This is a genomic window from Neiella litorisoli (assembly GCF_014773395.1).
Taxonomy (GTDB): domain Bacteria; phylum Pseudomonadota; class Gammaproteobacteria; order Enterobacterales; family Neiellaceae; genus Neiella; species Neiella litorisoli.
This window is the reverse complement of sequence record NZ_JACXAF010000004.1, coordinates 201,126-217,098: the sequence shown is the minus strand read 5'-3', so window position 1 is coordinate 217,098 and position 15,973 is coordinate 201,126. Positions and strand designations below refer to the sequence as shown.

At 50.0% G+C, this 15,973-nt stretch carries 12 protein-coding genes; 8 read left to right on the top strand and 4 right to left on the bottom strand.

Going from position 1 to position 15,973, the window contains the following annotated elements; genetic code table 11:
• The first annotated feature begins 25 nt into the window (after positions 1 to 25).
• The 3 genes from astE to IC617_RS04640 all read left to right on the top strand — a co-directional run bounded on the left by astE (position 26) and on the right by IC617_RS04640 (position 4,688).
• A complete protein-coding gene (gene astE / locus IC617_RS04650; RefSeq protein ID WP_191143806.1) occupies positions 26 to 1,045 on the top strand; it encodes a succinylglutamate desuccinylase in 1,020 nt (339 codons plus the stop codon).
• A 147-nt stretch (positions 1,046 to 1,192) separates the two neighbouring features.
• Entirely contained in the window at positions 1,193 to 4,264 is a 3,072-nt protein-coding gene (gene ydiJ / locus IC617_RS04645; RefSeq protein ID WP_369410362.1) for a D-2-hydroxyglutarate dehydrogenase YdiJ, read from the top strand.
• A gap of 25 nt (positions 4,265 to 4,289) precedes the next feature.
• Positions 4,290 to 4,688: a GFA family protein gene (locus IC617_RS04640; protein ID WP_191143805.1), complete on the top strand. Its 399-nt coding sequence runs from the start codon at positions 4,290 to 4,292 to the stop codon at positions 4,686 to 4,688.
• Here the strand turns inward: IC617_RS04640 and IC617_RS04635 are convergent.
• The 4 genes from IC617_RS04635 to ubiT all read right to left on the bottom strand — a co-directional run bounded on the left by IC617_RS04635 (position 4,685) and on the right by ubiT (position 10,584).
• On the bottom strand, positions 4,685 to 6,631 hold the full coding sequence (locus IC617_RS04635; RefSeq protein WP_191143804.1) for a YfiR/HmsC family protein: 1,947 nt from the start codon (positions 6,629 to 6,631) through the stop codon (positions 4,685 to 4,687). The genes IC617_RS04640 and IC617_RS04635 overlap by 4 nt on opposite strands.
• Before the next feature lie 13 nt (positions 6,632 to 6,644).
• Positions 6,645 to 8,666, bottom strand: coding sequence for a TonB-dependent receptor plug domain-containing protein (locus tag IC617_RS04630; RefSeq protein ID WP_191143803.1), 2,022 nt, complete (start codon positions 8,664 to 8,666; stop codon positions 6,645 to 6,647).
• 184 nt (positions 8,667 to 8,850) lie between these two features.
• Positions 8,851 to 9,960, bottom strand: coding sequence for a PLP-dependent cysteine synthase family protein (locus tag IC617_RS04625; protein ID WP_191143829.1), 1,110 nt, complete (start codon positions 9,958 to 9,960; stop codon positions 8,851 to 8,853).
• A 96-nt stretch (positions 9,961 to 10,056) separates the two neighbouring features.
• Positions 10,057 to 10,584 (bottom strand): ubiquinone anaerobic biosynthesis accessory factor UbiT, encoded by a 528-nt coding sequence (gene ubiT / locus IC617_RS04620; RefSeq protein ID WP_191143802.1) that lies wholly within the window; start codon positions 10,582 to 10,584, stop codon positions 10,057 to 10,059.
• Positions 10,585 to 10,718: 134 nt separating this feature from the next.
• Here ubiT and ubiU point away from each other — a divergent pair, with 134 nt between their 5' ends.
• The 5 genes from ubiU (at position 10,719) to pgsA (ending at position 15,956) form a co-directional block, all read left to right on the top strand.
• Entirely contained in the window at positions 10,719 to 11,717 is a 999-nt protein-coding gene (gene ubiU, locus IC617_RS04615; protein ID WP_191143828.1) for a ubiquinone anaerobic biosynthesis protein UbiU, read from the top strand.
• A gap of 10 nt (positions 11,718 to 11,727) precedes the next feature.
• The gene (locus IC617_RS04610; RefSeq protein ID WP_224745780.1) at positions 11,728 to 12,621 is read left to right on the top strand and encodes a U32 family peptidase; all 894 of its coding nucleotides are present in this window, start codon (positions 11,728 to 11,730) and stop codon (positions 12,619 to 12,621) included.
• Positions 12,622 to 12,832: 211 nt separating this feature from the next.
• The gene (gene uvrY, locus IC617_RS04605; RefSeq protein WP_191143801.1) at positions 12,833 to 13,486 is read left to right on the top strand and encodes a UvrY/SirA/GacA family response regulator transcription factor; all 654 of its coding nucleotides are present in this window, start codon (positions 12,833 to 12,835) and stop codon (positions 13,484 to 13,486) included.
• 3 nt (positions 13,487 to 13,489) lie between these two features.
• Positions 13,490 to 15,346: an excinuclease ABC subunit UvrC gene (gene uvrC / locus IC617_RS04600; RefSeq protein WP_191143800.1), complete on the top strand. Its 1,857-nt coding sequence runs from the start codon at positions 13,490 to 13,492 to the stop codon at positions 15,344 to 15,346.
• Positions 15,347 to 15,407: 61 nt separating this feature from the next.
• A complete protein-coding gene (gene pgsA, locus IC617_RS04595; RefSeq protein ID WP_191143799.1) occupies positions 15,408 to 15,956 on the top strand; it encodes a CDP-diacylglycerol--glycerol-3-phosphate 3-phosphatidyltransferase in 549 nt (182 codons plus the stop codon).
• The last annotated feature ends 17 nt before the right edge of the window (positions 15,957 to 15,973 follow it).

Sequence of the window (15,973 nt, the reverse complement as noted above, 5' to 3'; positions counted from 1 at the left end):
ACCCAAGTGAGAGGATGAACAAATCATGAAGGCATTTGATTTGTTGGAAGCCACGTTAGGCCATGAGATGACTCCAGGCGAATCGTGGCAGGATGACATGAATCTTTGGCAGTGGCTGGATGACGGTATTTTGCGGGTAGAGCCGTTAAAACCTGCCGACAGCCGTAACTGCGATCGCGCCATTGTGTTGTCTTGTGGTATTCATGGCAATGAAACGGCACCGATTGAATTATTGGTTGCCATGGCCAAGCAGTTGTCGGAAACACCGCGCCGGCTACAGGCGAGGGTACTATTTATTCTTGGTAACCCGAAAGCGGTGGTGAATGGCAGTCGATTCGTTGATGAAAACTTGAATCGTTTATTCAGCCCGCAATACAAACAAGCCAAACCGCAAAACCCTGAACAACGCCGAGCTAGCGACTTAATGCGGGCTATCGATGAGTTCTTTAGCTTAGCGGCGCCCCATCAACGCCGCGTCCATTACGACTTGCACACCGCCATTCGTGACTCAAAGCATCCATTTTTCGCTGTTTATCCTCATAGCCCCGAAGGCTTTAGCCGTAACGCTGTCGCCCGCTTACAAGCAGCCGATGTTGATACCGTGCTGTTATCCCATGCCCCTGCCAGCACGTTTAGCCACTACAGTCACTGTTATCATCAGGCCGAAGCCTTTACCGTGGAGTTGGGCAAAGTGAAGCCGTTTGGTGGCAATGACATGAGCAAGCTTGAGCCGCTGAAGCGCTTGCTCGAAGCAATGCTCTATGGCCTGTGGCCAACGCCACAGTTGGATGAGCAGCGCATTAAACTTTTCCGCGTTACCCGCGCCATTCATCGGCAACATCAGGAGTTCTCCTTATCATTTGCCGACGATTTGGCCAATTTCAGCCGTTTCAAAAAAGGTCAGCAACTTGCTCAAGATGGCAATGAAGAGATTGTTGCCGAACATGATGGCGAAGCTATCGTGTTTCCAAACCGTAAAGTCGCAGTCGGCCAACGGGCACTGCTAACCGTGATCCAGTCTGCGCCATCTATCTTGACTGACTAGAGCCTGTTGATCTACTCCGGCCTGTGGCCGTAACACTGGTGAAAAAGCAGCGTATTTGCTAGATTGTGCGCCTGATTTTTCGCCGGTGTTGGCCTGCGCCAATACCGCAATTGAACATGTTTCCAACATGACTGCTGGAGTGCCTTCGTGTCCGATCAAACCACCATCCCTTATTTGCCGCCTCAGGCATCTGTTGAGCCTATCTATATTCGTTATCTCGACGAATTGAAAAAGGCCGGATTTAGTGGCGACATAGAAACTAGTTTTGGTGCCCGTCTGAGTTTGGCGACGGACAACAGTGTCTATCAACAGCTGCCACAAGCGGCTGTATTCCCGCGCTCAACCGCTGACGTGCAATTGGTCGGAAAAGTCGCTTCTCGAGCGGAGTTTGATGCCGTTCGTTTTGGTCCTCGTGGAGGCGGTACTGGCACTAATGGACAATCGCTGACGCCCGGATTGGTAGTCGATTTATCGCGGCACATGAATCAAGTGATTGAAGTGAACCCAGAGCAGAGTTGGGTGACCGTCCAAGGTGGCTTGGTCAAAGATAAGCTCAATGATGCTTTGCGGCCTCATGGCTTCTTCTTTGCGCCCGATTTATCAACGTCAAACCGCGCCACCGTTGGTGGCATGATTAACACCGATGCATCCGGCCAGGGCTCGTTGGTTTACGGCAAAACAAGTGATCATTTGCTGGCGGTGAAAGCCGTACTTGCTGATGGCTCACTGCTTGAAACTCACGCCATGTCGCTTGCTGAAGCGCGGCAAAAAGCGGCTGGCGAGGGCTCCGAAGCGCAGGTTTATCGGCAAGTGCTGGCAAGCTGCGAGCAGCAACGAGAGCTAATCGATCAGACCTTTCCGCCACTCAATCGCTTCTTAACTGGCTATGATCTCAAACACGCCATTGATTGGGAGCAAGAGCTGGTTGATGTTGGGCGCCTGATTGCAGGCTCCGAAGGTTCGCTGGCATTTGTTTGTGAAGCCAAGTTCAACATCACACCGTTACCCAAAATCCGCACCCTAGTGAACGTCAAATATTCAGACTTTGAAGCTGCGCTGCGCAATGCACCGGCTATGGTCGAAGCCAACGCGACTAGCGTTGAGACCGTCGATTCAAAAGTGTTAAATCTGGCGCGGCAAGACGTGGTGTGGCATTCGGTCAGTGATCTGATTGAAGATGTCCCTGGTCATGATATGCAGGGGCTCAACATGGTCGAGTATGCCGACCAAGACGAGCAAGCCCATCAACAGAAAGTTGCCGCACTGACAGCCAAGCTTGATGACATGATCGCCAAACAAGAAGCGGGCGTGATTGGTTATCAGCTCACCTGTGATTTGGCGAGCATTAACCGCATTTATGGCATGCGCAAAAAGGCCGTGGGATTGCTGGGCAAAGCCAAAGGCAGTCGCAAGCCAATTGCTTTTGCCGAAGATACCTGTGTGCCGCCGGAAAATTTAGCCGACTTCATTATGGAGTTTCGTGCCTTGCTCGATTCTCATGATCTGCAATACGGCATGTTTGGTCACGTTGATGCGGGCGTACTGCATGTTCGCCCAGCAATGGATATGTGCGATCCAGAGCAAGAAGTGCTGCTGCGCCAGATTTCTGATCAAGTTGTCGCATTGACCGCCAAGTATCGCGGTTTGATGTGGGGCGAGCACGGCAAAGGGTATCGCTCAGAATACGGCCCTGAGTTTTTTGGCGAGCAGTTGTTTAGCGAGCTGCGCAAAATCAAAGGCGCGTTCGATCCCCTGAACCGAATGAACCCAGGCAAAATTGCGACACCGTTTGACTCCGATGAACAGCTAGTGTCGGTTGATGCCAAGAAACGCGGTGGTTATGACCGACAGATCCCAGTGAATGTCCGCGATAGCTTTACCCAAAGCGTCGATTGTAACGGCAATGGCTTGTGCTTTAACTATGATGTCACTTCGCCAATGTGCCCGTCATACAAGGTCACCGCTGATCGCCGTCATAGCCCCAAAGGGCGCGCTGGGTTGATGCGCGAATGGCTGCGACAAGTGACCGAACTCGGAGCTGATCCTACAACCTTAGAGCAGCAAGCCAGCTCTTTAACGGCACAAGCGAAAGCGACATTCGCCAAGTGGAAGCGGAGCTTTTTCGAGCCTGCCAGCGATGACTTTAACCATGAAGTCATGGATGCCATGAAGGGCTGCTTGGCTTGTAAGGCCTGTACCACGGCGTGCCCAATTAACGTTGATGTGCCAACCTTCCGCGCGCGCTTCATGAATCTTTACTATCAGCGCTATCAGAGGCCGATGCGGGATTACGTGATTGCCACCTCAGAGTGGTACACGCCACTGATGGCCAAAGCGCCTCGATTAGCCAACGCAGTGGTTGGCAATTCGCTCACCAGCTGGCTGAGTGAAAAGACCATCGGGATGGTGGATTTACCATTACTGTCAGTACCGACGTTGAAACAGCGTTTGCATCACAACGCCGCGCTGGCGTTTGAACTTGATGAAATCAAATCATTGTCAGCTGAGGTTCGCAAAGAGCTGGTATTAATCGTTCAAGATCCGTTTACCACTTATTACGATGCCCAAGTGGTCGAAGCGCTGGTGCAGTTTATTTCCGCGATGGGTAAGCAGCCGGTGTTGTTGCCATTCAAACCCAATGGTAAACCGCAGCATATCAAAGGCTTCTTGTCGGCGTTTGCGAAAACAGCTGCCGACGCCGCGGCGTTTCTCAATGAACTCCACGCACTCGATTTACCCATGATTGGCCTCGATCCAGCTTTGGTGATGACCTATCGCGATGAATACAAGCATGCGTTGGGTGATGCCCGTGGCGAGTTTAACGTCATGCTGTTGCAAGAGTGGTTGCTACCACAATTGTCTGCTTTGCCAGCGCAAGCGCCATCGAACAAAAGCTATACCTTGTTCGCCCACTGTACTGAAAAATCTTATCTGCCGACCACCCATGGCGATTGGCAAAAAATCTTCAGCCACTTTGGCGGTGAGGTGAAAAATCAGCCGGTTGGTTGTTGTGGCATGGCCGGTACCTATGGCCACGAAGCGCCAAATCAGCAAAACAGCAAAGAGTTGTATGCCATGAGCTGGGCCGAACCGATGGCGCAAACGCCGCAACATCAAGTGTTGTCGACCGGCTATAGCTGTCGCTCACAAGTGAAGCGGATGGAAGGCTTTAAACCCAAGCACCCAGTCGAAGCGTTACTCGAATTAGTCCAAGTGTAACGACTGAATAACCAAGGAAGATCAAATGAAAGGCGAATGTAATTGCGGCACCGTCAGTTTCGAAATAACCGCTGAAACTAACGATGTCTACATTTGTCACTGCTCTATCTGTCGCAAAGCCACCGGCAGCGGTGGCATTGCGGTGATTGTAGTTGCCAATGACGATTTCCATTGGCTCAGCGGCCAAACTGCCATCAAAACTTGGCACAAACCGGAGCACGATTGGCAAACCAGCTTTTGTTGTCACTGTGGTTCGTCGTTACCTGGTGCCAATGATAGTAAGCGAATGTACGTGCCGGTCGGTTTGCTGTCAGAAGGGGCTGATGATCTCAACGTCGCCCATCATATTTGGGTTGATTCAAAAGCCAGCTGGGAGCAAATAGCGGATTCAGGACAACAACATCCGCAAGCATTTAACGGCTAGTTAGCGGTTTGAGCTGGTAGCTCCTGACTCTCGCTAATTGTATGGGGCAGGTGTATTGCAAATAGCGCACCTTGATCGCTCGATAAACAGTTGATCGTGCCTTGCATTTTGTGGGTGACTAAATTGAAGCAAATATGCAGCCCTAAGCCAGTGCTGCCGGCTTGTCGATTCGTGGTGAAAAACGGCTCGAAGATTTCCCCGTGAATTTCCTGAGCAATACCTGAACCATTATCGGCATAGTGAATGTGAACCCCCAAGTCGTCGCTGCTGACAGAAATCGTGATCTCTGGGTCTTGGGTCTGCTCGAAGCCATGAATAGCTGAATTGCTCGCTAAGCTAGTGAGCACTTGCGAGAGCAACCCAGGATAACTCACCAATTCAATGTCGTTGGTGTCGCAGCAAACCTTGACTGCCACCCGTTGTTGTTTAAATTCACGATGAAATTGCTTAACGGTCTGCTCGATAAATGGCAGCAATGCAAACTGTTTGGGCGTTTCTTTGATTTGCGCCAGTGATACTTGTTTGAAGGTGTTGACGAGTTCCGCAGCTCTATTGAGACTATTCGTTGCCATTTCGGCCGCCGATAGTTGGCCGTCTAATGACGCTTGCAAGGAAGAACGCTTTAATGCATTGGATTGGAAATCTTTTAGCAGCTTTTCGGTAGTTTGAGATAAATAGGTTGTCGCAGTAATGGCCACGCCGAGTGGTGTATTGATCTCATGGGCGATACCCGCGACGAGTTTCGCCAGGGAGGCCATTTTTTGCGCTTCGACTAACTGTTGTTGGGCCGTCAAAAGCTCGGTGTTGACCTCTGCTAATTGAGCATTCTTTTGCTCCAACAATCGATTCATCACTTGCTTTCGCTTTGCTAATCGCCATAGCAGAGCAGCAAACGATGCAATCATAAGTAGTCCCACGATAGCTAGCACCAGAGCGGTCGACTGCCTTTCTAACAAATCGCTTTGGACGTCTAATGCCGTGGTCGATTCAACCACTGTTTGTTCTAGCTCTGCTAGTACCGATTGTTGTTGCTCAATGAGAGTCTGATTGGCTTCGATTTGTTCAGTGAGTGCCGTTTTGTCGATTGATATCTGCGCCAGTTCGCTTTGTTTTCGTTCCAGCTCCTGTCGTTTATCGCCAAGTAACAGAGCCGTTTCATCGAGCTGTTGGCGCTCATGGTTTAGTGCTTGGTTGAGATCGCCAACGGTTGTTTCTAGTTGCAGAAGCTTGCTAGACGCTTTGTCAAAATCCTTATTGATTTGTTGAAGCTGTTGGTTTTTCTCGGTCAGCAGGCGTTCCTTATTGTTTAATGCGCTTTGGCGTTGAGCGACCGATTCATCGAGTTGCTGTACCCGTTGATTGAGTTTTGCAATCAAGTCGCTCGATTCGGACAACCTAAGCGCCATTTCTCGTACCATGGTCGCTACATCAATTTCTGAGCCGCCAAGTAGAACAATCTGTTGGTTGACTGATAACCCCTGATACACCAAGTTGTAGCGGTTGAGGTTAAACGAAATGGTGTTCTGCTCCGTGGTGGTGAAATTAATCCCTATCTGGGTTTGGTCAACCAAGTCTTCCGTGATCAGCAAGGTTGGTGATTGGCTGATTTTTCGGTTGATTCGGGCCACGTCATTGTTGTGGCTGCTGGCGACAACGAGTATATGGGGCGAATGAATATCATTAATGCTGCGTAGCCGGTTGAGGCTAAATTGTTGCTGGCGAGATGATTTGTTGGCCAATTTATCCAAACTCAGCCAAAGCGCTTCATCGTCGCCAAGATAGCCAATTACAAGCGGTTGCGGGTTGCCCGGCCAGCTAACAAATTCAGTAAACTTTGCGACCAGCGCTGCCTTGACATCCGACTCATTGATCGCACCATGAACGTCTCGGACCGCCAACTGCATTAACGCTATCAGTACTACTTGAAAAAAAACTCGCTTCATAACTGTTTGCTAACTAATCAAACGATCGTGTGACTTCAACGACCCAGTGACGCCCTTTGTTGTGCACACCGTTTAAGTCATCGGCAATGGATGGGTTGATGTGCTGTTTGTTCTCAAGATTATTTATAGTCAAGCTTAGTCCCCATTGAGAAGAGAACAGGTACCGAAGCTGAGCGTTCCATAACCAATAGCCGTCAATATTGATAAAGTCACCGCTACTCGTTAGTGATTGGCGATCTGAACGATAAGTACCGCTGAGCCCAAGTTGAAAATCGCTGATTTGTTGGTTGAGTTGCACACTCGCCAAGGTGTCTGATTCGCGAAATGCTGAATCTGGCAAGTCATAGAAATGAGTTGCTGACAGACGCATTCGACTATTACGCCAGCCACTCCAAATGAATTCCGCCTCAACGCCCTTACTTTGTTCGTCATCACCGTTGATTAGGCTGGTGCGTCCATCTATTTCGGCACTGACGATGGGATCTGAGTAACGATTGTAAAAACCATTAATGGTGATCATCATTGATGTGTCGACGTACTGACCGATTAGATCAAAGGTCTTTATTTTCTCACTATCCAGATCTTGGTTGCCAGCGCGGCTGATGCCAGAAAACAGCCCTGTTTCACTCAATTCCGGCGCTCTGAATGCTTCGCCGTAGAGCGCTTTGAACTGCCATGTTGATGACGGTACGTAGACTGCGCCAACACGCGGTGAAAATTGGCTACCGAAATCGCGATAGTGATCTAATCGTCCTCCCGCTATCCAGTTAAAATCGCCAGTAGTGGTTTGCAGTTGAACATAGGCACCATAGAGCGTTGCAGAATCCTCTGCGCCCACTTTGACCATACTGTCTCGGCCCGGATACGAACGGATAGGAATGTTCTGATTCAACACATCATTAACGCTGAAGTTGGTATAGCCCTCGGCACGAGTTTCTTCGCTGCGCTGCCAATCAATGCCGAATTGGGCATTGCTGTGCTCGGTGATTTGCCAGTTGTTATGCCAACCCAGTTTGAATCGATTTGATTCGAGATAACCTGTGCCGTGAAGAGGATCCTCGCTGGCTGGTTCACTAATTGCTGCAAACGCACCTTCTGGAGTGCTTTGATTGCTGTTTTCGATATCCGTGTAAATCGCATCGAAGATAAGGGTCGATTGCAACGTATCGAACAACACTAATTCGTGTTCGGCTAGCAAAAACATCGACTCATATCGGGATTGGTTGTAACGATTGCTAATTCGGCTGGAGTGATAAAAGTCGTCCATATCCAATCGGCGGTGATGCCAGAGCAGTGAAGACGAGCCAGCGGTGAACTTGAGCTGATAGGAAAACTGCGAGTAAGGATCGGATGTGGCGATTTGCTCCGGTGAGAAGGTATCGTCGAGGCGGTAGCTATCGCCATCAGCATCGATAATGTTGGCTTGGAAATCGATAGAGAAATTGTCTTGCTCGATGCGGTGCATGGCGAACAAATCGCCATTGAGTTCATTGCCTGTGGCTAGCGATACCTGTGGCGTTGATTGGCGGGTAATGAGGTTGATGACGCCAGTAAATGCATTACTACCGTAGATTGACGAACCGGGGCCACGGATCACTTCAATGCGCTCAATATGGTGTAACGAGAAGTTCGCTAAGTTAACGGAGTTACCAGAGCGAGGATCGTTGACTGCGTGGCCGTCAAGCAGAAACAGTATCTTTTTTGATGAAGAACCATCGCTTAAAGCCCTTGCGCTTGCTGAGTATTCGTAAGGATGAACGGTATAACGAGCGACCTGATAACCGGGCACGTATGCCAGTACTTCATGAAGATATCGAGCGCCCAATGAGTCAATGTCGCTGCGAGTGAACACAGTGATAGGGGCAGGGATGGTCTGAACGCTTTTTTCGTCTAGGGTGTTGGTGGTGATTTTTACTTGCAGCAGCTCATCAAGCGACAGCTCAAACACATCAACGTCATCGGCACTTACTGAAAAAGGACAGCAAACGCTTAATAGACAACCATTGATAGCAAAGTGTTTTATGGCATCACGCATGTTCCAAGGCCGATCGCAGCAAAGCAGGAATTGATTTCAATCGCTGTCGCAACACGGCAGTGGCGATTCAGCAAATTACACTCTAATCAAATAACTATAGCTGGTCGGCAAGTCTTCGTAGCGACTCGTTCTGGTGTTGAGTTCACAAAGCTTGCTGCAATCTAGCATTCACGTCGATAGCGGATTATGACTCAGTTGATTGCGATGCAAATGCGTCGGGCGCCGCAAAATGACTCGGGAACACACCGTCTAGCAAAATAGACTCAACGATTTGTTGATAGTCGGCAATATCGATTTGCTGGGCCGCCCGCCATTCGGGGTTGTAGTAAGTATCTAGGTAACGATCACCGGCATCACAAATCATGCTCAACATGCTGATCGGCTCGGACCGCTGCGGCATGCTCGCTAACAGCTGCAATGTGGCATACACGTTAGTGCCCGTCGAAGCGCCAACCTTGCGGTTGAGCAACTTCTCCAACACATGAATGGTAGCGATGGATGCGGCATCTGGCACTCGAATCATTTCATCGACCACGGTTGGAATGAATGATGGTTCAACGCGAGGTCTGCCAATTCCTTCAATGCGTGGCTGTTTGTTGGTGGTGATTGAATCATCGCCATTGATGAAGTAATCGAAGAACATCGAATTCTCCGGATCGGCAACACACAAGCGGCTATTAATTTGTTGATAGCGAATATGGCGTCCAATCGTTGCTGCGGTGCCGCCGGTTCCTGCACTGACCACCACCCAATCTGGCACTGGGCTTGGCTCTAGGCTTAGTTGGCGGAACATGGATTCGGCAACATTATTATTGCCGCGCCAGTCTGTGGCGCGCTCGGCATAAGTAAATTGATCAATGTAATGGCCGTCAAGTTTGGCGGCTAAATCGCGCGAAGCCTGATAGACATCGCTGTGCTCAATTAAGTGACAAATGCCGCCATAGTGCTCAATTTGCTGGATCTTTTGTTTTGATGTGCAAGCCGGCATCACGGCGTAAAACGGCAGTCCCAACAAACGCGCAAAGTAAGCTTCTGAGACCGCGGTACTGCCCGAAGAACTTTCAATCACGGGCCGATCTTGACGGATCCAGCCATTGACCAAACCATACAAAAACAATGACCGAGCTAGCCGGTGTTTGAGGCTGCCTGTGGGGTGAGTCGACTCATCTTTCAGGTATAACGTGGCGTTAAGTGCTGGTGGTAAATCGAGTTTGATCAGGTGGGTATCGGCAGAGCGTTGATAATCGGCTTCGATCAACTGAATGGCTTGCTGGGTCCAACGATTTGACTGCATCACAAATTTGGTCCGTCTGTGTATTTCAATGGCCAAGGTTGCAGCACTGGATTGAGTGCTGCAACTTGCTCGGGTAGTGGGTAAATAACCCGAGTATTATGCCTGAGCAGACTGGGCTTGGCTTGTTGAACTTTGCTCCGCTAGCTGGGCTTGCTCGACTAGCGCGGCGGTTTTATCCAGCATAGTGATCAAGAGTTTTGGCAGTTGCTCCCAATCCACCGCATCTAACATGTTTTTCGCTGCCAGGCCCAGCTCTGTGTCACCCGATATCGACAGTTTACGGCGGAAAAACAAGGTGTCTGGGTCGGTTCGGCGCGCAGCAACTAACAACAAATCGGCACTTTCGCCGGCAAATACCACATCGGCATCCACTGATGGTGGCAACACCTGCAGCTGTTCATCAGTCAGGGTGATAATAAACGACAGGGACAAATCCGAGACATCCACTTGTAAGGTGCGCTGCTCTAAGAAATCGAGCTCACCGTCTGCCAGTTGCTCTTGCAACAGTTGCTGCAAAGCGAGTTGCAAAGGGCGGCTGTACCAGTGAAAAGGAAGCGTTTGAATCGGTAATCGAAGAACTTTCGGCGCTTGCATAACGGCGCGGTGGAGTATGGATTTGAGCATAGTTTTTAGGGCTGACAAAAACGATGGGCCATTATAGGCATGAACCGGCCACCTCCTGACGGGGTCAAATCAAAAAACAACAGCTGAGCTGCCGTTACAATCGGGCCTCTTTATGAGTTTTGGAACCTGACATGATGGAACTGCTGAGTCCAGCTGGCTCACTTCCCGCGCTAAAGGCTGCGGTTGACCACGGTGCCGATGCCGTTTATCTCGGCCTCAAAGATGACACCAATGCGCGCCATTTCGCCGGCCTTAATTTCAATGAAAAACGCCTGCAGCAGGCCGTTGAGTACACCGCCAGACATGGCCGCCAACTCCACATCGCGATTAACACCTTTGCCCATCCCGGTCAGGAGCAACGATGGCAATATGCCGCTGACATCGCGGTCAATAGCGGGGCGAATGCACTGATTGTGGCTGATATTGGTGTGCTTGACTACATCGCCAATAAGTATCCGCAAACAGAGCTTCATTTATCCGTGCAAGCCAGCGCCACCAGTAGTGCGGCGATTCGGTATTATCAGAGTGAATTTAACGTCAAACGGGTGGTGTTACCGCGGGTGCTGTCGATGAAGCAGGTGGAGCAGTTGGCAGCGAGCACCGATGTTGAATTGGAAGTGTTTGCCTTTGGTAGCTTGTGCATTATGTCCGAGGGCCGTTGTTACTTGTCCTCGTATCTGACTGGCGAATCACCAAACACCGTGGGCGCTTGCTCACCGGCTAAGTTTGTTCGCTGGCAACCGATGGCCAATGGCGGCATGCAAACGCGATTGAACGATTTGTTAATTGACCAGTTTGGGCCGGATGAACAGGCTGGTTATCCAACCTTGTGTAAAGGCCGTTTCGATGTGGACGGCGAGGTTTATCACGCCCTTGAAGAGCCAACCAGCCTCAATACGATGGCGTTGCTGCCCAAGCTAATTGCGGCCGGTATTGCCGCCGTTAAAATTGAAGGCCGCCAGCGCAGCCCCGCCTATGTGGCCGAAGTGACCAAGGCATGGCGCGCGGCAATCGACCAATGCAAGGCCGATCCGAGCAATTATCAATTGGACCCTGTGCTGGAATCATCCATGGCACAGTTGAGTGAAGGTTGCCAGACTACCCTTGGTGCCTACCACAGAACATGGAAGTAATGGATTAACTATGACGATGCAATTATCTCTGGGCGCGAATCAGTATTACTGGCCCAAACAGACTATTGAACAATTTTATCGTGACATCGCAGATAGCCCAGTACAGCGGGTGTACCTAGGTGAAGCCGTTTGCAGTAAACGCAAAGAGCTCCGTTTATCCGACTGGTTGGCCATTGCCAAAGAGTTGGTGCAAGCGGGCAAACAGGTAAGATTATCGACGCTGGCACTAATCGAAGCACCGCAAGAATTAGACATGATTGTGCCGTACCTTGAGCAAGGTGAGTTGGTGGTCGAAGCCAACGATATTGCCGTGGTGCAATTGGCAAAAGAGCACAAACTGCCATTCGTTGCCGGTTCGGCACTCAATATCTACAACATGACGGCGTTAAAGCGAATGCTCGATGCGGGGATGGTCAGCTGGGTGATGCCCGTTGAATTATCGCGAGACTGGCTCAAAGGAATGCTAGAGCAAGCCACAGCCGAAGGGCTCCGTCAGCGCTTTGATGTCGAGGTGCTGGGTTATGGCCATTTACCTTTGGCTTACTCGGCGCGTTGCTTTACGGCCCGTTCGCTCGATCGGCCAAAAGATCAGTGCAAAAAATGCTGCATTGATTACCCCGATGGTCGCTTGGTTAAAAACCTTGAAGACAAAGCCATGTTTGTATTGAACGGTATCCAAACTCAGTCAGGTTATTGCTACGACCTGAGTAACGATATTGCGTCAATGCAGGGACTGGTTGATTGGTTTCGGATCAGCCCCCAATCGCAGCAGATGAAACAGGTTATTGATCACATCTGGTCGCAATTGGCGAGTCCACAGCAACAAACTCTGGCGCCAGATCATTGTAATGGCTATTGGTGGTCGGTTGCCGGCAAAGAATTAGTGGCATCAAGTAACTGCTAATGCTTTGAGATACGAATAAATTGTTATCAAAATGCTACCTGGCGCTTTATTTTTTGCTTGCGTCAGGAAGCGATGCGCTATACCTTGGCAGGGTTGTTTGTGCTGGCAGTAGGGGCTGCTGGTTATGGCAACATCCCTCTCGCGTTAGGATACGCAGTCCATCAATGTAACGGATACGAACAATAAGCAAAACCGTCTCAGAGGTGTTAGTTTGATCAATGTATTTCTGGTAGACGACCACGAGCTCGTCAGAACAGGAATTAAGCGTATTCTGGAAGAAGTTCGCGGCATAAAAGTTATTGGAGAAGCAGAATCTGGCGAGACCGCCGTTAAGTGGTGTCGGGAGCACGAGCCTGATGTCATTTTAATGGACATGGACATGGACATGCCAGGTATCGGTGGTATTGAAGCCACCAAAAAGATTCTTCGCTACAACCCAGATATCAAAATCATGGTGTTGACCATTCATACCGAAGATCCATTGCCGAGTAAGGTGATGCAAGCCGGTGCGTTTGGCTACCTGTCAAAAAATGCATGCCCAGATGAAGTGATTAATGCCATTCGTCAGGTTCATACTGGCCAACGCTATATCGCGCCTGAAATCGCCCAACAAATCGCGTTATATCGAATCCAACCAGGGGCAAGTGATAATCCGTTTCATGACTTATCAGACCGAGAGCTGCAAATCATGATGATGATCACCCGAGGGGAAAAGGTTCAGGATATTTCTGAGCAATTAAACCTCAGCCCAAAAACCGTCAACAGTTACCGTTATCGCTTGTTCAGCAAGCTTGAGATTAATGGCGATGTTGAGTTGACTCATTTGGCGATTCGCCATGGTATGCTCGACAGCACCAAGCTCTAATCAATGTCGGCGCAAGACCAACAGCCAGTTCAATTTGACGCAAAATCTTTCCTACGCCGGGTGACTCAGTCGCCCGGCGTTTATCGTATGTACGATAGCGAACGTGAAATTATTTACGTTGGCAAAGCACGCAATCTAAAAAATCGCCTCAGCAGTTACTTTCGAACGCAGCAGCTCAACCGCAAAACGCGCGCATTGGTGGCGCAAATTGCCGCTATTGAAGTGACCGTCACGCTGAGTGAAGCCGATGCGCTGATCTTGGAAAATAACCTGATCAAAGCTCATCGACCGCGCTATAACGTGTTGATGCGCGATGACAAATCGTATCCGTATATTCTGTTGAGCGATCATCGCCATCCACGGCTCGCGTTTCATCGAGGCCCTAAGCGCCACAAAGGCAGCTACTTTGGTCCGTTTCCGTCCGGTGGTGCAGTGCGCCACAGCCTCAAATTGCTGCAAAAAGTATTCGCCGTGCGCCAGTGTGAAGATTCTTACTACGCCAATCGCTCGCGGCCTTGTCTGCAGTACCAGCTAAAACGATGCTCCGGTCCTTGTGTCGAGGGCTTGGTGAGTGATGCCGATTACAGCAAACAAGTGGAACACACCCAGCTGTTCTTGCAAGGCAAGCATCAACAATTGATCGAGCAGTTGATGAGTGCCATGGAGCAAGCGTCGATGGCGCTAGAATTTGAGCGGGCGGCGCAGATCCGAGATCAAATTCAATCGCTAAGAACCATTCAAGAACAACAAGGCGTGAGTGGCGAAACTGAAGAAATTGATGTCTTTGCCACTGCCTATGAACACGGCCTGTGCTGTATTCAAGTGCTGTCTATTCGTAATGGTCAGTTATTGGGAAGCCGCAGTTACTTTCCCAAAATTCCGGCTGAAACTGAACGCGACGAGATTGTTGAAAGCTTCATCATGCAGTATTACTTAAGCCACAATAGCGAGCGCCATGTGCCAGCCATTGTGGTTATTGAGTTGCCATCTGAGCGCGCTAGCGTCATTGCCGAGGCGCTGGCAACCGTTACCGAACGCTCAATTCAATTGCGCCAAGGGCAGCGCGGTGAAACTAAAAAATATCTCGAATTAGCGCAAACCAATGCTAATACCACCTTGGCTAACAAGCTTGCCGATCGAACAACCGCAGAGCAGCGTTTCAGTCAGCTGCAGCAGTTACTTGAGCTGGATAAACCCATCCATCGAATGGAATGTTTTGATATCAGCCACACCCAAGGCGATCAGACGGTGGCCTCGTGCGTGGTGTTTAATGGCCAAGGCCCAGCCAATGGCGAATATCGACGCTACAACATTTCTGGCATAACCGCAGGTGATGACTACGCGGCGATGGCGCAGGTGCTCACCCGCCGCTTCAAAAAGCTCGATGATCCCAGCAAAGTGCCGGATTTGTTGATTGTCGATGGCGGCAAGGGCCAGCTTGGTAAAGCACAAGAAGTACTTGAGCAAGTCAACTGGCCAGCAGATTGCGAAGCGCCTTTGCTCATCGGTATTAAAAAGGGCGATAAGCGCAAAGCCCAGTTTGATTCGTTATTGTTATCCGAAACTTGGGAAACCATCGCCGTTGATGCCACCGAGCCGGCAATGCACCTAGTGCAGCATATTCGCGATGAGGCACACCGCTTTGCCATTAGCGGTCATCGCCAACAACGAGGCAAAGCCAAGCGCACCTCAACCCTCGAACAAATTGCCGGTGTTGGCGACAAAAGGCGTCAGGCTTTGTTAAAAAACTTTGGCGGTTTACAAGGAATTAAAGCCGCCAGCGTTGAAACTTTGAGTAAGGTGCCGGGGATATCAAAAGCGCTGGCCCAGCAAATTTACGATCATTTTCATCCGGAATAGGGCGTGTCACAACGCCGCCGTTAGTGTATAAAGGGGGCTGCTGAAACTCGTTATATGCATTATGTTTACGCTTCCGAATATTCTGACTCTTTTTCGTATTTTTCTAATCCCCGTTTTCGTGGTGATGTTCTATCTGCCGGTAGCCGATCAGAACTTCTACGCCATGTTGGTGTTCCTGATTGCTTCTCTGACTGACTATGCCGATGGCTACCTAGCCAGAAAGCTACAGCAAACATCGCCTTTTGGCGCATTCCTCGATCCGGTTGCTGACAAACTCATGGTGGTGGTCGCGCTGGTGCTGGTCGCCGTTGACTTCAACAGCCTGTGGATCACCATTCCGGCGATCATCATGATTGGTCGAGAGATTGTCATTTCGGCGCTGCGAGAATGGATGGCCGAGCTTGGCGAGCGAGCAGCCGTCGCAGTCGGCAATATTGGTAAATGGAAAACCATGGTACAGATGCTGTCGCTGGGCGGCTTGGTATGGCAACAGTCCGAATATATGGTTTATCTGGCAATTGCATTGTTTTATGTCGCGGCGCTACTGACCCTGTGGTCTATGATGATCTATTTGGCGAGCGCATGGCGCTTTATGAAGAAAAGGACATAAAACAGCCAGTTTGTTCA